The 19,670-nt window shown below is 70.7% G+C and carries 15 protein-coding genes; 10 read left to right on the plus strand and 5 right to left on the minus strand.

Annotation, left to right across the window (positions count from 1 at the left end):
- The first annotated feature begins 192 nt into the window (after positions 1-192).
- The 5 genes from ACFYM0_RS33600 (at position 193) to ACFYM0_RS33620 (ending at position 7,701) form a co-directional block, all read left to right on the plus strand.
- Positions 193-1,716, plus strand: a complete 1,524-nt coding sequence (locus tag ACFYM0_RS33600) for a PHB depolymerase family esterase (protein WP_388508208.1) — start codon at positions 193-195, stop codon at positions 1,714-1,716.
- A gap of 181 nt (positions 1,717-1,897) precedes the next feature.
- Complete coding sequence (locus ACFYM0_RS33605) at positions 1,898-3,343, plus strand: 3-hydroxybutyrate oligomer hydrolase family protein (RefSeq protein WP_388508378.1); 1,446 nt, start codon at positions 1,898-1,900, stop codon at positions 3,341-3,343.
- Positions 3,344-3,439: 96 nt separating this feature from the next.
- A complete protein-coding gene (locus ACFYM0_RS33610) occupies positions 3,440-4,225 on the plus strand; it encodes a 3-hydroxybutyrate dehydrogenase (protein ID WP_388508211.1) in 786 nt (261 codons plus the stop codon).
- Positions 4,226-4,288: 63 nt separating this feature from the next.
- Positions 4,289-5,665, plus strand: coding sequence for an MFS transporter (locus ACFYM0_RS33615; protein WP_388508214.1), 1,377 nt, complete (start codon positions 4,289-4,291; stop codon positions 5,663-5,665).
- A 122-nt stretch (positions 5,666-5,787) separates the two neighbouring features.
- A complete protein-coding gene (locus ACFYM0_RS33620; protein ID WP_388508217.1) occupies positions 5,788-7,701 on the plus strand; it encodes a helix-turn-helix domain-containing protein in 1,914 nt (637 codons plus the stop codon).
- Here the strand turns inward: ACFYM0_RS33620 and ACFYM0_RS33625 are convergent.
- Positions 7,691-8,404 (minus strand): TetR/AcrR family transcriptional regulator, encoded by a 714-nt coding sequence (locus ACFYM0_RS33625; RefSeq protein ID WP_388508220.1) that lies wholly within the window; start codon positions 8,402-8,404, stop codon positions 7,691-7,693. The two genes, ACFYM0_RS33620 and ACFYM0_RS33625, sit on opposite strands and share 11 nt — an antisense overlap.
- 114 nt (positions 8,405-8,518) lie before the next feature.
- Here ACFYM0_RS33625 and ACFYM0_RS33630 point away from each other — a divergent pair, with 114 nt between their 5' ends.
- Positions 8,519-9,220 carry an NAD(P)-dependent oxidoreductase gene (locus ACFYM0_RS33630; protein WP_388508223.1) on the plus strand — a complete coding sequence of 234 codons (702 nt, stop codon included), beginning with the start codon at positions 8,519-8,521 and terminating at the stop codon, positions 9,218-9,220.
- Positions 9,221-9,254: 34 nt separating this feature from the next.
- On the opposite strand, the gene ACFYM0_RS33635 is transcribed toward ACFYM0_RS33630, so the two are convergent.
- The 3 genes from ACFYM0_RS33635 to ACFYM0_RS33645 all read right to left on the minus strand — a co-directional run bounded on the left by ACFYM0_RS33635 (position 9,255) and on the right by ACFYM0_RS33645 (position 12,954).
- A complete protein-coding gene (locus ACFYM0_RS33635; RefSeq protein ID WP_388508225.1) occupies positions 9,255-11,531 on the minus strand; it encodes a DPP IV N-terminal domain-containing protein in 2,277 nt (758 codons plus the stop codon).
- Between the two features lie 135 nt (positions 11,532-11,666).
- Complete coding sequence (locus ACFYM0_RS33640) at positions 11,667-12,338, minus strand: DUF4097 family beta strand repeat-containing protein (protein ID WP_388508227.1); 672 nt, start codon at positions 12,336-12,338, stop codon at positions 11,667-11,669.
- A gap of 223 nt (positions 12,339-12,561) precedes the next feature.
- Positions 12,562-12,954, minus strand: coding sequence for a VOC family protein (locus tag ACFYM0_RS33645; RefSeq protein ID WP_388508230.1), 393 nt, complete (start codon positions 12,952-12,954; stop codon positions 12,562-12,564).
- Between the two features lie 98 nt (positions 12,955-13,052).
- On the opposite strand from ACFYM0_RS33645, the gene ACFYM0_RS33650 reads away from it, so the two are divergent.
- Positions 13,053-13,946 carry a LysR family transcriptional regulator gene (locus ACFYM0_RS33650; protein WP_388508233.1) on the plus strand — a complete coding sequence of 298 codons (894 nt, stop codon included), beginning with the start codon at positions 13,053-13,055 and terminating at the stop codon, positions 13,944-13,946.
- A 177-nt stretch (positions 13,947-14,123) separates the two neighbouring features.
- On the plus strand, positions 14,124-15,797 hold the full coding sequence (locus ACFYM0_RS33655; protein WP_388508236.1) for a BCCT family transporter: 1,674 nt from the start codon (positions 14,124-14,126) through the stop codon (positions 15,795-15,797).
- A gap of 517 nt (positions 15,798-16,314) precedes the next feature.
- Here the strand turns inward: ACFYM0_RS33655 and ACFYM0_RS33660 are convergent.
- Positions 16,315-17,145 carry an alpha/beta fold hydrolase gene (locus ACFYM0_RS33660; protein ID WP_388508238.1) on the minus strand — a complete coding sequence of 277 codons (831 nt, stop codon included), beginning with the start codon at positions 17,143-17,145 and terminating at the stop codon, positions 16,315-16,317.
- 455 nt (positions 17,146-17,600) lie between these two features.
- On the opposite strand from ACFYM0_RS33660, the gene ACFYM0_RS33665 reads away from it, so the two are divergent.
- A complete protein-coding gene (locus ACFYM0_RS33665; RefSeq protein ID WP_388508241.1) occupies positions 17,601-17,963 on the plus strand; it encodes an SAV_915 family protein in 363 nt (120 codons plus the stop codon).
- Between the two features lie 13 nt (positions 17,964-17,976).
- Positions 17,977-19,311 carry a diaminopimelate decarboxylase gene (lysA, locus tag ACFYM0_RS33670; RefSeq protein WP_388508244.1) on the plus strand — a complete coding sequence of 445 codons (1,335 nt, stop codon included), beginning with the start codon at positions 17,977-17,979 and terminating at the stop codon, positions 19,309-19,311.
- The last annotated feature ends 359 nt before the right edge of the window (positions 19,312-19,670 follow it).

Genomic DNA, 19,670 nt, shown 5'->3' on the forward strand with positions numbered 1-19,670 from the left:
GGCAACGGGGTGCAGTCCACACGGTTTTCAGCCGGTTGTGGGGTGCGGAACCGTTCTGACCCGGCCGTCCCGGACCTTACGGTTGCCGGCACCTCAGTATCCGGCCATCCGGCCATCCGGCCATCCGGACGAGACGGCCGGACTGGGTCGCGTGATCGAGTCGATCGCGTGCCGCCCGGACAGGGAGCCGCCATGCCGTCGTGTGAAACACGTCCCACCCCACTGCTGTCCGCCCGTCCGCGCCGCCCTGGGGAGCGGAAGGGGCAATGGCGCCGTGCCCTCGGGCGGATGACCGCGGTGGTGGCCCTGGTGGTGGGGGCGGCGCTGCTCCCGCCCGCCCCCGTACAGGCCGCCGAGGCGGCGGTCCCGCTGCAGAAGATCAGCAGCTTCGGCGCGAACCCGGGCGCTCTGAACATGTACGTCCACCGGCCTGCCGGCCTACCCTCCGGCCCGGCCGTGGTCGTCGCCCTGCACGGCTGCACGCAGAGCGCCCAGATCTACGCCGACAACTCCGGCCTGACGAAATTCGCCGACCGGTACGGTTTCCTGGTGGTCTTCGCGGAAACGACGTCCGCGAACAACGCCAGCCAGTGCTTCAACTTCTTCGAGCCCGGCGACAACCGGCGCGGTCAGGGCGAAGCGGCCTCCATCCGCCAGATGGTCGCCTACGCAGCCTCCGCCTACGACACCGACTCCGAGCGCGTTCACGTCACGGGACTGTCGGCCGGCGGTGCGATGACATCCGTGATGCTGTCCACCTACCCGGAGGTGTTCCGGGCGGGTGCGGTCATCGCCGGGATCCCCTACGCCTGCGCGAACTCGGTGGTCACCGCCTACTCGTGCATGAGTCCCGGAGTGGACCGCACTCCGTCGGCCTGGGCACAGAGCGTCCGTGACGCCAACCCCGGCTACAGCGGCCCGTGGCCGCGGGTGGCCATCTGGCACGGGGACAGCGACACCAAGGTCGTGCCCAAGAACGCGGATGAGCTGCGGGACCAGTGGACGGCCGTCCACCGCCTGGACCAGAGCGCGGACCGCACCTCCACGATCGGGCCCGACAACACGCGCAGGGAGCAGTACCTGGCCGGTGACGGAAGTGTCGCGGTCGAGGTGGACCGGGTGCCTTCCCTCGCCCACGGAACCCCCGTGGACCCGGGCACCGGAGCCCAGCAGTGCGGTGCCACCGGGACGGGCAACTTCATCCGCTCGATCTGCTCCAGCTACTGGATCACCGCATTCTTCGGCCTGGACGGCTCCGCCCCGCAGCCCGGCGGGCTGCCCGCCCCGACAGGCCTGGCCGCGGGCAACGCGACCGACACCGCGATCACCCTGAACTGGAACGGCGTGAGCGGGGCCGCCTCCTACGCCGTGTACCGGGACGGCAGCCGGATCGCCACCCCGGCCGGACCCCCCTTCACGGACACGGGCCTGAGCCCGGGCAGCAGCCACACCTATGCCGTGGCCGCCCTGGACGGCGCCGGCGCCGAGGGCCTGCGCTCGGCGGACGTCGGCGCCACCACCACCGGTGCGGCACCGAAGTGCTGGACCGCGAACAACTACCAGCAGGTTCTTGCCGGGCGAGCCACCACCGACGGCAGCCACGCCTACGCCAAGGGCTCGAACCAGAACATGGGCCTCTACAACACCTTCGCCACCCACACCCTCAAGGAGGCCCCGGCCGGCTACTACGTGATCGCCGACGGTAACTGCCCCTGACCCCTTCGACGAGGATCCGGCCGCGGGGCGGGAGCGGCGGCTCTCCTCCCGCGGGCGTGGCGGACATCCCCACTCTTCCCGCCCGAGCTGTGGGGGCCGTGCCCCTGCCCCGGGCGCCGTGATGCGCCATAGCGTCCCGCTTGCCCGCAGAGGCCACTCACCGGAGGTAGCCGTGTTCCCCCTGCTCAGATCAGCATCACCGCCGCGAGGTCCGCGTTCGCGCGTCACCGTCCTGCGACGGGCGGTGGCGGTGGCAGCGGCGCTCGTGACCCTGGCCGCGGTCCCCGCGGCCGCCGACGACCGGGGGAAGAACGGCGAAGGGATCACCGCCCACTGCGCGGCGATGTCCAGGCTGAAGGTGCCGGGTGCCGAACGCCAGGACACCGCCTGCCTGGGCGAGCTCACCACCGCCGGGACGGTCGCCTCCGGCCACACCGACACGGCCGACTGGGCGGGCCTGACCCCGGCCGCCCTCGCCGTGCCGAGCGGCGTACCGGGCATCCAGATCGACGGATACTTCCCGGACACCTCGTCCACCAACACCAACCACGGCTGGAATCACGACGCCCAGTTCGTCATCCGCCTTCCTGACCGCTGGAACGGCGGGCTGGTCGTCGCGGGCTCGCCGGGAGTGCGCGAGCAGTACGCCAACGACCGGGCCATCGGAGACTGGGTACTGGCCCGCGGCTACGCCTTCGCCGCGACAGACAAGGGCAACACCGGGGCGGGCTTCCACCGTGGCGGACACGCCCCGGGCGACGCGATCGCCGAATGGAACACGCGCGTCACCCAACTCACCCGCGCCGCCCGCGCCGTCATCGTGCAACGCTACCTGCGACCCCCGGCCCGCACCCTGGCCACCGGCATGTCCAACGGCGGCTACCTCGTGCGCTGGCAACTGGAGAACCATCCGGAGCTCTACGACGGCGGAGTCGACTGGGAAGGCACCCTTTGGCGCGAGGAAGGTCCGAACCTGCTCACGTTCCTGCCTCCGGCACTCGCCGCGTACCCGGTCTACGCGAAGGGCGGCGAGGGCTCCGAGGAGGCCCACCGGCAGCTGACGGCCGCCGGCTTCCCGGCCGGATCCGAATTCCTGTGGGCGTTCCACCACCAGTACTACTGGGACCTCACCCAGCGCATCTACCGCGAGGAGCTCGACCCGGACTACGACGGCCCGCAGGAAGCGGGAACCCCGTTCTGTGCTCCGGGGACACCCTCGTGCGACAGCGACTACGAGTACGGCGCCCGGCCCCAGGGCGTCCGCGACGCGGTGTCGAAGATCGCCCTGACCGGCCGGATCGGCAAACCTCTGATCACGGTGCACGGAACCCTCGACGTGCTCCTTCCCATCAGCCGGGACTCCGACGTCTACGCCCGCATGGTGTCCGACGCCGGCCGAGGCCGCCTCTTCCGCTATTTCCGGGTCGAAGGAGGCACCCACGTCGACTCGCTGTTCGACGTGTTCCCCGACAGGCTCCGCCCGCTCCTCCCGTGCCACCGTGCGGCCTTCACGAGGCTGGAGGAATGGATCGGCCGCGGAGTACAGCCGCCGCCCGGCCACACCGTGCCCCGCCCGGCCGCCGCCACCCCCGAAGACCTGCTGACGAAGTGCCCCCTGACCACCTGAGGGCCTGGTGATGGTGGTCCCCACCACATCGCCGGTCACGACTATGGAGGGCAGCCCCATGGGAGCGGCACCCCGATGTCCCGCATGATTCCCGCCATGACAAGCGGAATCACACCCCAGTCCGACGGAACCGCCGGCATCGATCTGGCGGGCCGGACCGCCATGGTGACCGGCGCGGGCAGCGGCATCGGACGGGCCTGCGCCCAGGCACTCGCCTCCGCGGGCGCACAGGTCCACGTGGTCGACCTCGACGCCGAAGCCGCCAAATCCGTGGCCGAGGAGATCGGTGGTCACCCGCACGTCGTGGACCTGTCCCGGAGCGAACTCATCGAAGGCCTTCCGGCCGACATCGACATCCTCGTCAACAACGCCGGCCTCCAGCACGTGGCCCCCTTGACCGCGTTTCCCCCGGAGCGGTTCGAACTCCTCCAGAAGGTCATGGTCCACGCCCCGTTCCTCCTCCTGCGCCAAGTCCTGCCGCACATGTCCGCACGGGGCTGGGGCCGCATCGTCAACATTTCCAGCGTGCACGGCCTGCGCGCCAGCGCCTTCAAGGCCGGATACGTCACCGCCAAACACGCCCTCGAGGGCCTGAGCAAGGTCGCGGCTCTCGAAGGCGCCCCGCACGGCATCACCAGCAACTGCGTCAACCCCGGCTACGTGCGCACCCCGTTGGTCGAACAGCAGATCGCCGCGCAGGCCGCCGCCCACGGCATCGGCCCCGACCAGGTGATAGACGAGGTGCTGCTCAATCGCTCCGCCATCAAGCGACTGATCGAACCGCAGGAGGTCGCCGCCATCGCCGTATGGCTCTGCGGCCCGCACACCGGATACATCACCGGCGCCTCCCTTCCCGTCGACGGAGGCTGGAGCGCCGCCTGACCGTCATCTCACCGTTCGCACAGCCCCCGCAGACCGTCCCCAGCCGAAAAGTGGTACCCGCCCATGGCAACCCAGCAGTCCAGAGCCGGCATCGGCCGCATCATCAGCGCCAGCCTCATCGGCACCACCATCGAGTGGTACGACTTCTTCCTCTACGGCTCCGCCGCCGCCCTCGTCTTCAACAAGCTGTTCTTCCCCAGCAGCGAACCGCTGGTCGGCACCCTCCTCGCCTTCCTCACCTACGCCATCGGATTCGCCGCCCGGCCGCTGGGCGGCATGGTCTTCGGCCACTACGGCGACAGGATCGGCCGCAAGAAGCTCCTGGTCCTCAGCCTCCTGATGATGGGCGGCGCCACCTTCGCCATGGGCCTGCTGCCCACCCACGCCAGCATCGGCGTCGGAGCGCCCGTCCTGCTCACCGTGCTCCGCCTGATCCAGGGCTTCGCCCTCGGCGGCGAATGGGGCGGAGCGGTTCTGCTCGTCTCCGAACACGGCGACGACAAGAACCGCGGCTTCTGGGCCTCCTGGCCCCAGGCCGGCGCGCCCGGCGGCAACCTCCTGGCCACCGGCGTCCTCGCCCTCCTGGCCGCCGTCCAGTCCGATGAAGCCTTCCTTGCCTGGGGGTGGCGGATCCCGTTCCTGCTCTCCGGATTGCTGGTCGTCATCGGCCTGTGGATCCGGGTGTCCGTCTCGGAGTCCCCCGTCTTCCTCGAAGCCCAGGCCAAGGCCGCCGAGCGGGCCGACGCAGGCATCAAGGAAGAGCTCCCCGTCGCCGAAGTGTTCCGTACCAACTGGCGCGGAGTCCTCACCGCCATCGGCACCCGCCTCGGCGAGAACATCTCCTACTACATCCTCACCGCGTTCCTCCTCGTCTACGTCACCACCCACCTGGGCCTGTCCAAGAGCAACGGCCTCAACGCCGTCCTGATCGGCTCCGCGGTCCACTTCGTGACGATCCCGGCCTGGGGCGCTCTGTCCGACCGGATCGGCCGCCGCCCGGTCACCCTGATCGGCTCGCTCGGCATGACCGGCTGGGCGTTCGCCTTCTTCGCGATGCTCGACACCAAGTCCTTCCCCGCGATCGCCGGGGCCGTCACCATCGGACTCCTCTTCCACGGAGCGATGTACGGCCCCCAGGCCGCCTTCATCTCCGAGATGTTCGACACCAAGGTCCGCTACTCCGGCGCCTCCATGGGCTCACAGCTGGCCTCCATCGTCGGCGGCGCCCTCGCCCCGATCATCGCCGTCGAACTGCTCAAGGACTACGGGTCGTCCCTGCCGATTTCCCTGTACCTCGCCACCGCCGTGCTGATAACGACCCTGACCGTCCTGGTGGCCAAGGAAACCCGCGGGCGCAGCCTGGCCCACGACCGCACTGCCGCCACCGGCACGGTTCCCGCCCCCCGCGAGCCCGAGCACGCGGTCAACGCCGACGGCTGACCCCGCCGCCCGCCGCGGCCCGCACACCACAGCGGGACGCGGCGGGCGCCACGTGGCCCCGGCCCCACCCGAGGGGCTTCCGGTGCAATTCCACAGCCGCGCGCACAACCACGGAGACCGTCATGCCCGACCCAGTGAAGAACCCCGGCACCGGGCTGCCCGAGGCCGCCCAAAGGCACCTGCTGGATCTCCTGGCCGAGGGCGCGCCGCTCGAACACTTCACGCAGCCCGCGGAGGCGGCGAAGAAGGCGAACGCCCCCGAGTCCGAACTCGCGGCGATCACGGACGCCACCCGGGTGGCACTGCGCATCCGGGACACGCTCAGCCAGCACCGCCGCCGCGAGGCCGAACTCGCCGCCCTCTTCGACACCGCCGGAGACCTCGCCGCGCTCAGAGACCTCGACGCCGTCCTGCGAGCGATCACCCGCCGGGCCAAGCTCCTCCTCGGCACCGACGTCACCTACCTCTCCCTCAACGACGAAGAAGCCGGCGACACCTACATGCGGGTCACCGACGGCTGCGTCTCCGCCGCCTTCCAACAGGTGCGACTGGGCATGGGAGAGGGCCTGGGCGGACTGGTCGCCGAATCCGCTCGCCCCTACACCACCGGCGACTACCGCGACGACCCGCGCTTCAAGCACACCGCCACCATCGACGGCGCCGTCACCGAAGAGGGCCTGTGCGCCATCCTCGGTGTCCCGCTGCGCCTGGGTACCCGGGTGATCGGCGTCCTCTACGCCGCCGACCGCTCGGCCCGCGCCTTCAGCCCCGACGAAGTCGCACTCCTGTCGTCCCTCGCCGACCACGCCGCGATCGCCATCGACAGCGCCCGCCTCATGGACGAGACCCGCACGGCCCTCGTCGACCTCAACCAAGCCTCACAGACCATCGAGGCGCACAGCGACGCCGTGCGCCGGGCCGAGGAAGCACACGACAGACTCACCGATCTCGTGCTCCGCGGTGGTGACATCACCGACGTCGCCACCGCCATAGGCGCCATTCTCAACGGCGGCACCCTCATCCACGACGCGGACGGCGGCGAACTCGCACGCGTGGGGGCCGACGCCCAGCCCCCGGCCGCACAGGCCGTGACAGCCTCCCGGACAGGCGGCCGCGCCGTACCCGTCGACGGAACCTGGGTCTGCGCCGTCCTCGCCGGACACGAACTCCTCGGCAGCATCGCCCTCACCGGCCGCCCCGACCTCGGCGAAGCGGACCGCCGTCTCTTCGAGCGCGCCAGCGTCGTCACAGCCCTCCTGCTCCTGCTTCGCCGCTCCGTCGCGGAAACCGAAGACCGCATCCGCGGCGAACTGCTGGGCGATCTCCTCAGCCGGGCCGCCGACCTCGGCACCCTTGCCGCCAGGGCCCGCCGCCTCAAGGTGAACCTGAACGACCCCCACACCGTATTCGTCCTCCACGCCCGCGGCGCCACCCGGCAACGCCTGCTGGCAGCCGCCACCCGCAGCGCACGAACACGCCATGGACTGGCCGGACTGCACCGCGAAGAAGTCGTCCTGGTGTGCCCCTCCGGCACCCCCTCTTCCTGCGCCTCGGAAATCGCCGACGAGCTGAGCCACGCCGTCGCCTCGCCCGTCACCGTCGGAGCCGCAGGGCCCGCGACCGGCCCCGGGCGCTTCGCGGACGCCTACCTGGAAGCCCGGCGCTGCCTGGCCGCCCTCCGCGCACTCGGGCTCGACGGGAAGGGGGCGGCACTGGCCGACCTGGGGTTCGTCGGCGTGCTCCTCGGAGACCGGACGGACCTGCACGGATACGTACTCCGCACCCTGGGCCCCGTCCTCGAGTACGACGCCAAGCGCGGAACCGACCTCAGACACACCCTCCAGACCTACTTCGCCGCCGGCATGAACCAGACCAGGACCCGCGAAGCCCTCCACGTCCACGTCAACACCGTGGTGCAGCGCCTCGAACGCGTCGGACAACTCCTCGGCCGCGACTGGCAACGTCCCGACCGGGCCCTCGAACTCCAGCTGGCCCTGCGCATAGCCCAGGTCTCTTCCGTCAGGTCTACGGCGTGATGCCCAAGGACCGGATGAGCTGGGCGAGTTCTTCACGGAAGAGTTTTTCCGGACGAAGGGTCTGACTCTGCAAATGGCCGTAAGTCTCCAGTGACACCAGGCCGTGCAGGTGGCTCCAGATACGCAGGGCAAGGGCCACGCCGGCCGGGGGCAGGTCAGGGAAGGCCGGGCGGACTTTGTCCAGCAGACCGGGGTCGAAGTCGGACCACTCGAAGTCACTGTCCGGGTAAAGGAGCCCGGCGTGCGGCCAGGCCGCGGCGGCGAGTGCGGTGATGCCGGTGCAGACTCGGCGGGCGGCTTCCGGGGCGGCGCCCCCCTCGGGGGGCAGGTAGCCGGGGACGGGGTCGCCGTAGACGAGGCGGAAACCCTCGGGGTTGGCCAGCGCCCAGTTCCTGAAGGCGCAGGCCCATGCCTGGATCCGGGCGGCCGGGTCCTGGGCAGGGGCGGCGTCCCAGGCGGCGTCCACGGTATCGGCCAGTGAGGTGTAGACATTGCCGATCAGGGTGGTGACCAGGTCGTCGCGCGTGGCGAAGTAGCCGTAGATGGCATTGGCCGTCATGCCCATCTCGCGCGCGATGGCCCGCAGCGTGATCGCGTCCGGCCCCCCCGAGGCCATCAGCCCCAGTGCGACCTTCTTGATCTCGGCGGTCGTCTCGGCCCTCAGCCGCTCACGGCGCCCCTTGGTGTTTCCCACGGTTCCCATGGCCACCGACTCTACAGCGTCACAATACTGAGCCTCATATCCAAACTGCACGGCGTATAGTCTCCACATGCCGTGAAGAGCGGTGGCGGTGCACACGACTACCCAGGGAGAGGCATGCACATCGGAGTCATCGGGGCCACGGGCGGCATCGGCAGTCGCGTCGTCGCCGAAGCCATCGACCGGGGGCATCACGTCACGGCGTTCAGCCGCGATGCCGCACGGATCGACGAGAACCGGAAGAACGTCGCCTGGAAGAGCGTCGACGTCCTCGACGCCGAGGGCATCGCCGCCGTCATACCCGGCCTCGACGTACTGATCAGCGGATTCCAGCCCGGGAACGCCGCCAGGGACATCGCGGACACCGTGGCCCGCTCGATCGCCGACCCCACGGTGTACGCGACGGCCGCGCGGGCACTCCTGAAGGCGCTGGAGAGTCATCCGCGGATCCGGCTCATCGTCATCGGCGGCGCCGGCAGCCTGGAGATCGCGCCCGGAGTCACGCGGGCCGACTCCGACGAACTCCTGCACGAGACACTCGACGCGATCGGCCTGCCGAGGGAGTACTCCGCCGCGGTGCGCGGCCACCGCGACGCCCTGAACGTCCTGCGCACCTCCAACCGGCTCTGGACCTACTTCAGCCCCGCCGAGGACATCGCGCCCGGCGAACGTACGGGCCGGTTCCGGATCGGCGGCGACCAGCCGGTCCTCGACGCGGACGGGCGCAGCCACATCTCCATGGAGGACGCCGCCGTCGCCCTCGTCGACGAGGCGGAGCTGCCGCGCTTCGTCCAACGCCGCTTCACCATCGGCTACTGACCCATCCGCCGGAGGACCCGTACGTCACACAGGCTCAGGCGAACAGCTCGGCGAGCAGCTCGGGGCCGACGGCGATGGGAGCGGGGCGGTAGGCAGGGGGCTGAGTGCCCAGCAGCTCGCGGACCAGGAAGTCCCAGCAGCGTGTGCGGACATAGGCCAGGTGGTCGATGAACGTGTGCTCGGCGCCGGGCACGATGAGCAGCTCGAAGTCCTTGCCCGCGGCGATGAGCCGGTCGGCCAGGCGGAGCGTCTGGTCCGGGTGGACCTGGTCGTCCATCTCGCCGTGGATCAGGAGCAGCTTTCCCGCCAGGCGGTCGGCAAGGTCGATGTTGGAAGTGCGGCCCCAGGCCTCGGGGTTGTCCGCGCCGTCGTAGGCCTCCACGAAGCCGGCGTTGAAATGGCGGGCGTCGTGCGAGCCGGAGAGTGCGGCTCCCGCCTTGTACGTCTCGGGGAAGTCCAGCATCGCGCGGGCCGCGGCGAACCCGCCGCCGGAGTGGCCGTACACGCCCACCCGGTCCAGGTCCATCCACGGCCGGGTCTGCGCCAGTTGACGCAGGGCCGCGACGTGGTCGGCCAGGTTGCCCGCGTCGGCCAAGTGGCCGTAGGAGGCGTCGTGGAAGGACTTGTCCCGGCCCGGGGTGCCGCGTCCGTCCAGCGCCACCACCACGAAGCCCAGTGCTGCGAGGGGTTCCGCGTCGAGGCCCATGCCGCCGGGGTCGAAGCACGGGGTGACGCGGCTGACCTGCGGGCCGGGGTAGACGTTGTCGACCACCGGGTAGGAGCGGGCGGGGTCGAACTCCCGCGGCCTGTACAGCACTCCGTAGATGTCCGTAGCGCCGTCGGCCGCCTTGACCCGGAACCGTTCCGGCGCCGTCCAGCCGGTGGCGGCGAGCTTGCCGATGTCCGCGCGCTCCAGTTCCATCAGCACCCGCCCGGACCAGTCGCGGACCGTCGTCACCGGCGGGGTGTCGACCGTGGACGCGGAGTCTATGAAGTAGTCCGGGTGGTCGGGGGTGGTGACGGTGTGATCCTGGTCGTCGTCCGTGAGTCTCGCGAAGCCGGAGCCGTCCAGGCCGACCCGGCAGACCGAGCGGCGGTACGGGTCCTCGTCGACCAGCCCGGAGGCGGTGAAGTACACCACCCGCTCGGCCTCGTCGACGCGCAGGATCTGCCGCACCGCCCACGGTCCGGAGGTGACCTGCCCGAGCAGCTCGCCGGTGTGCAGGTCGTACCGGTACAGGTGGCCCCAGCCGTCCCGCTGGGAGTACCAGAGCACCTCGTCGGCCAGCACCCGCACGATCGGCGGCTCGTACGCGAACTGGTTGGGCTCCACGCGGGTGGCCCCGGTCTCGCCGAGGACGGCGGTGACCTCGCCGGTGGCCGCGTCCAGCCGGTACAGGGTGAGCGTGCGCAGGTCGCGGGGCCGGCCGAGGTAGTACACCGCCGAGCTGTCCGGGGCCCACCAGGCCCACTTGATCGTGATCGGCGACAGTGTCGGCATGAGCAGCGGCTCGGACCGCGCGCGGACCACCGCGCCCTCGGCGACGTCCAGTACGACCAGCTCGGCCATCGGTACGCGTTCGTCCCCGGGGTAGGCGAACCGCTGGGTGTGCAGCGCCGGGGCGCCGCCGTCGGCGGGCCCGGCCTCCAGCAGGTGGGTCCGCCGGACCTCGCGCTCGTCGGTCCGGTGTGCCAGCACCTTCGTCGAGTCGGGTGACCAGGCCACCGCGGGCGGCAGGTGCGGCAGGCCGATCTTGCGCAGCAGGGTGCTGTTCGCCGTGCACTCCGGGACGGTGCCGTACTGGTGGCCGGGCGCGCCGTCGGTGGTCAGCGCCCACTCGCGGCCGTCGGACAGCGAGCGCGCCCACAGGTCGTGCCCGCGCCGGGACACCACGGTCTTCCCGTCGGGTGACGGCACTTCGAGGGGATGACCCGGCGGCGTGAACTCGGCGCGCTCGCAGGTGTAGTCGTCCAGTCGGCAGCGCCAGTACTCCCCGAACGCATCGAACTCGACGGTGTTCGGGCCCAGGTCGATCGCAGAGGCAGGCAGGAACTCGGGGTCGACCTGTTGCCCGGAGACGGCGGCCAGCGCGGCGGCGAGCCGGGCGTGGTCGAAGGCCGGCTCACGGGTTCCGGCCGCCGGGTCGGCCAGTACGAACCGCCTGCCGGAACCGTTGCTCACCGCGTACCAGAAGCGGGCGCCCGCGTCGATCCACTGCGGCCTGACCTTGTCGCCGACGACGAGCTCGCCGGGGCGGGCGGGCCGGCGCAGGAGCTGCTCGGCGGCCTGGTAGTTCTGAGTGGTGCTCATTCTTCGTGTCCTTCTTCGGTGTCGGTCCGGGCATCGCGATGCCACGGCGGCGCCATGACGGCGGGGGTGATGTGGCCTGGGGGGGGTCCGAATCGAGAGCGCCCTCCCATGGGGGCCCGTTCGGAGCTGCGGACGTCAGAGGCTGCGGGCAGTGATGTCGCCGTAGGCGGTGGTCGCGTGGATGTTCAGGACGGCGGCGGCACCGTCGGCGTTGGTGAGCGAGTTGTGGATCCGGCCGTAACCGGTGCCGGCGTCCAGGGAGGCGAAGGCCCCGCGGGCGGCGCCGACGGAGATCGCGCCGTGCTCGGTGCTCAGGGTGACCGTGCCGGTCATGGCTTCGGTGATGCGGATGTCACCCTTCCGCGTGCTGATCCGGGCGGGGCCACCCAGGCGGCCGACCGAGACGTCGCCGGCCTGGAGGGTCAGGCGGGCGCTCGCGGCCTCGTCGAGCTCGACCGTGCCCTGCGCGCCCTCGAAGACGACATCCCCGAGCCGTCCGAGGCCCTGGAACTCGGCGGCGGCCGTCCTCGCCTCAATGCCGGACCCCGCAGGGAGCCGGACGGTCACCTCTACGGATCCGGAGTTGCCGAGGGTCTGGTTCTTCGCCTCCGGGGCCGCGATCCGCAGAACGCCGTCGCCGTACTCGACCGTGATCCCCTGCGCCGCCTGCACGTCGCGGCGCTTCGCGGCGTCCGCGGGCAGGACCTCGACGGTGGTGTCGGCGCGCTCGGCGGCGATGAACCGGATGCGTCCCGCGGGGATGTCGAGGACGGCGGCGATCGGCGCGGTGGTGTCGAACTTCTGCATGGTTCATTCCTCCGGGTCGTTGTTTCCGATGCGGGAAAAACTACGTTGCGTTCACATATCCATCAACACTGCCGCCGCCGCAAATCACCATCAGTGCAGGCCGTGGCCGAAAAATCATTGCAACGACCTTCAAAGTTAACGCAACGACAGATATCCCATCGTTGCAATGGGATGAAGGTGAACGGTCATGGCTCCGGCCAGTGGCGGCCGGGAGGCGCAGCGGTCAGTGGGCTCCGGCCGGCGGCACCCATTCGGTGAGTCGGACCACGACACCGTTCGGATCGGCGAGCTGGATCACCCGCTCACCCCACGGCTCTCGCCGGATCCCGCCGTTGACGACGACTCCCTCGCGGCGCAGCCGTTCGTACGCGGCCGCCACATCCGTGACGGTCAGGGTCACGGCCAGATCGGCCAGCCCCTGGCCCCGCCAGGCCCGCGGCGGAAGCTCGAGGTCGCGCTCGGACAGCGCGATCTCGGCGGCGGTGTCGTCCCGGCGGAGGCAGACGTAACCCTCGGCGGACTCGACCTCGCGAAAGTCCAGATGGGTGGTGAAGAAGCGGCTGGAGGCGCCCATGTCCTCCACCGTCAACGAGACCTTGACAGTGACGACGTTCATGCACTGAGCATCCGGTGTGGACAAGCTGATCATCAACGATTGATCATGCAACGTCGGTTAAGCCTGGAGTTAACGAACGTGCGGGGGCGTGGGGGCGCGTGGAGCTGCGTGACATCGAGATCTTCCTGACGTTGTCGGAAGAGCTGCACTTCGGCAGGACGGCCGAGCGGCTGCACGTGTCGGCGGCTCGGATCAGTCAGGCGATCAAGAAGCAGGAACGGTCGATCGGGGCGGAGCTCTTCGAGCGGACCAGCCGCCAGGTACGGCTCACGCCGGTGGGCGAGCAGCTCCGCGATGACCTGCGCCCCGTCTACCAGGGGTTGAAGGCGAGCATGGACCGGGCGCGACTCACGGCCCAGGGCAAGACGGACGTCCTGCGAATCAACCTGCTGGTCTCCAACGCGCACGAACTGCGGCCCTTCTGGGACGCCTTCCGCTCCCGGAATCCGACGTGCGGGCTCCGATTCCGCTACAACGGCTACGTCGATCCGTTCGGGCCGCTGCGCAGGGGCGAAGCGGACCTGCTGCTCGCCTGGCTCCCCGTCGAGGAACCGGATCTCACCGTGGGCCCGGTGCTGTTCGAGGAACCCCGGGTCGCAGCCGTGGCCTCCGACCACCGACTGGCGGTCCGGCCGTCGGTGTCGCTGGAGGTGTTCGCCGACCACGGCGTGATCGGCGGGGAGTCGCTGCAGCCCGACTACTGGGAGGACGCGTTCATGCCCTTCCACGCCCCCAGTGGCCGGGCGATCGAGCGGATCAGCTGCTTCGCCGCCGAGCTCGACTCGCTATTCATGATCATTTCCTCGGGTGAAGCCATTCACTCCTTCGCCGCCCAGGTCACCCGCTTCCACGTCCGCCCCGACATCACCTACCTGCACCTCCACGACGCCCCCATGATGCGCTGGGGCCTGGTCTGGCGCTCGGACAACGACAACCCGATGGTCCGGTCGTTCGTCGCCATCGCCCGCGAGCTGGGCACGATGTCCTTGTGAGGGGTCTTCCCCACCGGCCTCACGCCCAGCGCCCCCCCCTGACGTGGCGGCCGTCGTACCCAGTGAGCCGCGCGCGGGCGCCCTACGGGCATCGTGGTCCGATATGGGCTTAAATAGAACCTATGTGACGTTCCATCACGACATGTGGTCCTGTTCCTTTGGCGAAGGGATACTTCGTTGCCGGCCGACCGACGTTCCCGCACGGACAGGGTGGTCTTCGGGGTCACCGCGGCCCTGACGCTCGCCTTCGTTCTGTGGGGCGCAGTGGCGACGGACTCGCTGGAGAGCGTGTCGAGCAGCCTGCTCGAAGGGCTCATCCACAACGGCGGCTGGGCCTTCATGCTCGCGGCCAGCGCCTTCGTCGTCTTCGCCCTCTGGTTGGCGATCAGCCGCTACGGGCGTATCCCCCTGGGCCGCGCGGACGAGCCGCCGGAGTTCCGCACCGTCTCCTGGGTCGCCATGATGTTCAGTGCCGGCATGGGCATCGGGCTCATGTTCTACGGCGTGAGCGAACCCCTGGCGCACTACGAGAAGCCGCCGCCCGGCACCCACCCCGCCGACTCCGCCGAGCGCATGCAGACCTCGATGGCCACCACCCTGTTCCACTGGACGCTCCACCCCTGGGCGATCTACGCGGTCGTCGGCCTCGCCATCGCCTACAGCACGTTCCGTCGCGACCGCCGCCAGACGATCAGTGCGGTGTTCGAGCCGCTGATCGGCGCCCGGCACGCGCACGGCGGTATCGGCCGTGTCATCGACATCGTGGCGATCTTCGCCACCCTCTTCGGTTCCGCGGCCTCGCTGGGCCTCGGCGCCCTCCAGATCGGCAGCGGCTTCCGTGAGCTGGGCTGGATGGATTCGGTCAGCACCGCGCTCCTCGTCGCCGTCATCGCCGTCCTGACCGTCGCCTTCGTCGCCTCGGCGGTCTCGGGCGTGGAACGCGGCATTCAGTGGCTGTCGAACATCAACATGGTGCTCGCCCTCCTGCTCGTCGTGTTCGTGTTCATCGCCGGGCCCACCATCATCGTGCTCGACCTCCTGCCCACCTCCCTCGGCGCCTACCTCGGCGACCTCCCCCAGCTCATCGGTCGCACCGAGGCCACCGGCGCCGGCGAGGTGGCCGAATGGCTGGGCAGCTGGACGGTCTTCTACTGGGCCTGGTGGATCTCCTGGACCCCGTTCGTCGGCATGTTCATCGCCCGGATCAGCCGCGGACGCACCATCCGGCAGTTCATCGGCGGCGTCATCCTCGTCCCGAGCACGGTCAGCCTGCTCTGGTTCGCCGTCTTCGGCGGCACGGCCATGAAGCTCCGGGAGAGCGGCGCCCTCGGCAAGGAGAGCACCCCCGAAGGAGAGCTCTTCGGGCTGCTCCAGCAGTTCCCCATCGCCACCGCCATGAGCCTGCTGGTCATGGTCCTGGTGGCCATCTTCTTCGTCTCCGGCGCGGACGCCGCCTCCATCGTGATGGGCACGCTCTCGCAGAGGGGCGTCCTGGAACCGGCCCGGCTGGTGGTCGTCTTCTGGGGCGTGGTCACCGGCGCCGTCGCGGCCGTCATGCTGCTCATCGGCAACGGCAAGGGCGATGCGCTCGCCGGACTGCAGAACCTGACGATCCTCGTGGCGGCGCCGTTCACCCTGGTCATGATCGGGATGTGCGTGGCACTCGTACGGGACTTGCGCCAGGACCCGCTCATCATCCAGGGCGAACAGGGCGAGGAAGCCGTGGCCGTCGCCGTGGCCGCCGGCCACGAGGAGTACGGCGGCGACTTCGAAATCCGCATCGGCCCGTCCGGCGAACCGGAAGCGGACACCACCCGGCCGCCCGCGGCACCTCCGCCCCCGAACGGCTAGGCTCCGACGACCCGCGCACGGTGGACGCCGAGCCGAGACGCTGTGTCGATGGCTCGCGCCCTCGGCGAGGGGGCGGCTATCCCATGACGCCTCTCCTGCGAGTGTCCTGGTCACTTCCAGTACGGCACTGATCCACAGGGGTGGCAATCGGAACACTTGAAGCCATTTCTGACCTGCGGAAACGCACGAGCGGGCTGACCGCCGGCAGCTTGGCATCCGCACCGCCGCTCACGCGAGTCGAACGGGACATAGGCGTCGGAGGTAGTGACAATGGTGCACTGATCGGCCCCTGCCTGCGGTGTGCCCCGGGCGCTGGAGGCACCCCGGAAGGTGAGGCGGCCGCCGCGGTGGTGGAGTCATCGTCCGATGCCCATGTGATGCGGCATCCGTCGAGCCGGCGGCTACCGGCAGGAGCTGAAGCGGAGCCGAACGTGCAGTGAACAGGTCATCGGAGAAGGCGCTGTTGAGCAGTCGGAGAAGCGTCGAGGCAACTGCCCCGGCCGGCGGGCCCCAGGTATCAGGCCCTCTCCAGGAACTGCAGTAGGACCTCGGCGGTCGCCCCCGAGTGAGTCAGCACGCCGCCGTGCGCCGCCCCCTCGACGACCGCCAGTTCCCCGCGCGGCAGCAGCCGGACGGCTTCGGCGCCCGTCCAGGGCGGGAAGTACAGGTCGTGCTCGAACGCCACCGCCAGCGTGCGGGCTCGGATCCCCGTAAGGGCAGCCATGCGCTCCGCGTCGCGGAGCCAGGCGTGGGAAGCCGCGGCCTGCCCTGCTTCTCCGGCCGGCGACGTCCACACCGCTTCCTGCCCGCCCAGCAGCTCCCGCCAGGCGGCGACCTCCCCGGCGTCGTCGCGCAGCACCAGCGGCGGCAGCGTGCTCAGCAACGTCTGCAGCGTCGCGAACGCGGGCGGTAGGTGCCCCAACAGGCCGACCAGCTCCGCCTCCGCGTCGATCACCGCGTCCACCACGCCCGTCAGGGGGCCGGCCCCCGCCATCAGCACCAGTGCACCGACCAGGTCGGGACGCCTACGCGCGAGAAGCTCCGCCGTGAAGCTGCCGAGCGAATAGCCGACCACCGCCGCGCCCCGGATACCCAAGTGGTCCATCAGTCCTGCCAGATCACCCGCCAGGCCGGCCATCGTGTACGGGGCGGGCGGCGCGTCCGACGGCGCGACCCCACGTGCCGCATACGTCACCACCTGGTGCCCGCGGGTCACCAGCGCATCCCGCAGTCCGCACAGTTCCCAGGCCACCGGCGGCATCCCCGTGCCTCCGGAAAGAACCACCGGCCGTCCTGAGCCGACCTGCTCGTAGGCGATGCGTACGCCGCCCACCACAACGGATTCCATGAGCCGCCCCCGTCACTCGCGCTCTACCGAAGACCCATCATCAAGGCGTTCCGAAGGGCTGCCCAGTGCCATGACGTTCGTTTGTCCGGCGCTGCCGGAGCGCGCCCTTTGCGCCTTCGGCAGGGGTTCGCCGCCTGGCACCACGCACTCACCGACCGAGTGCGTGGCGGGGCCTTCCCGACGACCACCCGCCAGTTGGCCCAAGCCGCAGATGCGGGGCTTCGGACGTGGCGCCGGTCCATGGGGAGCACCCAGGCCGAGCGCGTCGGTCGCATGCCCGGAAGCCCGGTTCCCCCGTCAACGATCCGTAAGGAGTCGGCCGGGCGCCGTATGGGACCCGTTACGGGGTGATCACAGGTGCGCGGGTGCGGGGATACGTTCGATGACGCGTCCCCGGACTGCTTCCCCGCGACCGGGGCGCCACCTGCCACTCGTGGTTCCTCAGGGAGGGCCCCATGTGTTTGTTCCAGTACGCCGATGACGCCGAGCCTGAAGAACGGATCCCGGCCGGGCCCCTGTACGTGCCCGCCCGGCCGGGAGGAGCGCACCGGGTGGTGCGGCTGTTCCGCACCCCGCTGGGAGCGCGCACGGCTGTCGGCTTCACCAGCCGGGACCGGCTGGCCGCCACGCTGGGGGCGGAGCAGCCCTGGATCCGGCTCTCCGAGGCCGCGCTCCGCGCGATGGCCGAGCCCCTCGGAGTCTCCTTGCTGACCGTCGACCCGACCCTCACCGCACCCCCGGTGGCTGCGAAAGCCGCCACCTGCCCGGTCGGGCCACCGCTCCCGCAGGCGCCCGAGACCACCGCCCGGACCGTGTGAAGGGGAGCCCCGCATGACCATCACCGTTCTCCCCGCCATACCGGCCGGCACCGGCGAACTGTCCATCTGGCCCGCGTCCACGGTCCCCCTCCCGCACGGCGGCCTGGCCGTCGGCGGAGTGTCCCTCGCCGAGATCGCCGAGCGCTTCGAGACCCCGGCCTACGTCCTGGACGAGGGCGAGGTCCGCGGACGGTGCCGGACCTACCGGGACGCCTTCCCCGAGTCCGGTGTGCTGTACGCGGCCAAGGCCTTCCTGTCGCGTGCCATGGTGCGCTGGGTCGCCGAGGAGGGCCTCGGGCTCGACGTCTGCTCGGCGGGCGAGTTGGAGCTCGCCGTCACCGCCGGGTTCCCTCCCGAGCGCATCGTGCTGCACGGCAACGCCAAGTCGCCCCGGGACATCGAGGCCGCGCTGCGGCTCGGTGTGGGGCGGATCGTCATCGACAGCCCCTCCGAGATCGCCCGGATCGCGGCCGCCGTGGGGCTTGAAGGCCGCCAGAAGGTCATGGTGCGAGTGGTGCCGGGCGTCTCGGCCGGCGGCCACGACAAGATCCGCACCGGCACGGACGGCCAGAAGTTCGGCCTCTCCCTCACCGATGGGGGCGCGCAGCACGCCATTGCGCGGGTCCTGGGCCAGCCGCAGCTCGAACTGACCGGCCTGCACTGCCACATCGGCTCGCAGATCACCGAGGTGAAGCCCTACCTGGTGGCCCTGCGCCGCATGGTCGGGCTGATGGCCCGCGTCCGTGACGTGCACGGCACCGAACTGCCGGAGCTGGACATGGGCGGCGGCCACGGCATCGCCTACCGGCCCGGCGAAGCCGCCCTCGACCTCACGGCGCTGGCCAGGCGGCTGCGTGCGGAGCTCGCCGAAGGCTGCGCCGCCGCCAACCTGACGGTGCCCCGGCTGCTCATCGAGCCCGGGCGGGCCGTCGTCGGGCCGGCCGGGGTCGCCCTGTACCGGGTGCTCGCCGTGAAGCACACCGGCGAGAAGGTCTTCGTGGCCGTCGACGGAGGCATGAGCGACAACCCGCGCCCCGCCCTGTACGGGGTGCGCTACGCGCCCCGCCTCATCGGCCGGCACTCGACGGCCGACCCGCGGACGACGACCGTCGTCGGCCGGCACTGCGAGGCCGGGGACATCCTCGCGGAAGCCGTGGAACTGCCCGGCGACATCCACCCCGGCGATCTGCTCGCCGTACCGGTGGCAGGCGCCTACCAGCTGTCCATGGCCTCCGGCTACAACCTCGTCGGCCGCCCGGCGGTCGTCGCGGTCCACGAGGGGACGGCCCGCCTCCTCGTCCGCCGCGAGACGCTGGAGGACTTCCGCAGCCGGGACATCGGCGGCTAGCGCTCAGGCCGGTAGACCCGGCGTCGGAGATCCGCTGCAACGCACGCAGGTCGCCGGCCGTGTCGGCACGGTCGGCCTGCCTGGGCAACACGGAGACGCCACCCCCGGCTCGCCGCCGGGCGGCTGTCACCGCTGCCCGCCGAGGTCGGCATCCATCGGGAGCAGTTGGCCCACTGGGGATTCCCCCCTCGCTGGACGGACCTGCAACGCGACCTGTGAATGCTTGTGTTCGCCACCCACCCGGACAACGATCACCCGGCTGTGACGGCTGAGGTTCGGGGCCATCTCGCGTGTGCGGCATAGGGGTGGCCGTGCTGTGGCGGGCGGGTGATCTATCCGAGGGCAACGCATGTCGCGCG

The organism is Streptomyces sp. NPDC006487 (genome assembly GCF_042870555.1).
Lineage (GTDB): Bacteria > Actinomycetota > Actinomycetes > Streptomycetales > Streptomycetaceae > Streptomyces.

What these genes read in the sequence shown, in the direction of transcription:
- ACFYM0_RS33600 (WP_388508208.1), top strand. Translation starts at nt 193, where the DNA reads ATGCCGTCGTGTGAAACACGTCCCACCCCACTGCTGTCCGCCCGTCCG.
- ACFYM0_RS33610 (WP_388508211.1), top strand. Translation starts at nt 3,440, where the DNA reads ATGACAAGCGGAATCACACCCCAGTCCGACGGAACCGCCGGCATCGAT.
- ACFYM0_RS33615 (WP_388508214.1), top strand. Translation starts at nt 4,289, where the DNA reads ATGGCAACCCAGCAGTCCAGAGCCGGCATCGGCCGCATCATCAGCGCC.
- ACFYM0_RS33620 (WP_388508217.1), top strand. Translation starts at nt 5,788, where the DNA reads ATGCCCGACCCAGTGAAGAACCCCGGCACCGGGCTGCCCGAGGCCGCC.
- ACFYM0_RS33625 (WP_388508220.1), bottom strand. Translation starts at nt 8,404, where the DNA reads ATGGGAACCGTGGGAAACACCAAGGGGCGCCGTGAGCGGCTGAGGGCC.
- ACFYM0_RS33630 (WP_388508223.1), top strand. Translation starts at nt 8,519, where the DNA reads ATGCACATCGGAGTCATCGGGGCCACGGGCGGCATCGGCAGTCGCGTC.
- ACFYM0_RS33635 (WP_388508225.1), bottom strand. Translation starts at nt 11,531, where the DNA reads ATGAGCACCACTCAGAACTACCAGGCCGCCGAGCAGCTCCTGCGCCGG.
- ACFYM0_RS33640 (WP_388508227.1), bottom strand. Translation starts at nt 12,338, where the DNA reads ATGCAGAAGTTCGACACCACCGCGCCGATCGCCGCCGTCCTCGACATC.
- ACFYM0_RS33645 (WP_388508230.1), bottom strand. Translation starts at nt 12,954, where the DNA reads ATGAACGTCGTCACTGTCAAGGTCTCGTTGACGGTGGAGGACATGGGC.
- ACFYM0_RS33660 (WP_388508238.1), bottom strand. Translation starts at nt 17,145, where the DNA reads ATGGAATCCGTTGTGGTGGGCGGCGTACGCATCGCCTACGAGCAGGTC.
- ACFYM0_RS33665 (WP_388508241.1), top strand. Translation starts at nt 17,601, where the DNA reads ATGTGTTTGTTCCAGTACGCCGATGACGCCGAGCCTGAAGAACGGATC.
- lysA (WP_388508244.1), top strand. Translation starts at nt 17,977, where the DNA reads ATGACCATCACCGTTCTCCCCGCCATACCGGCCGGCACCGGCGAACTG.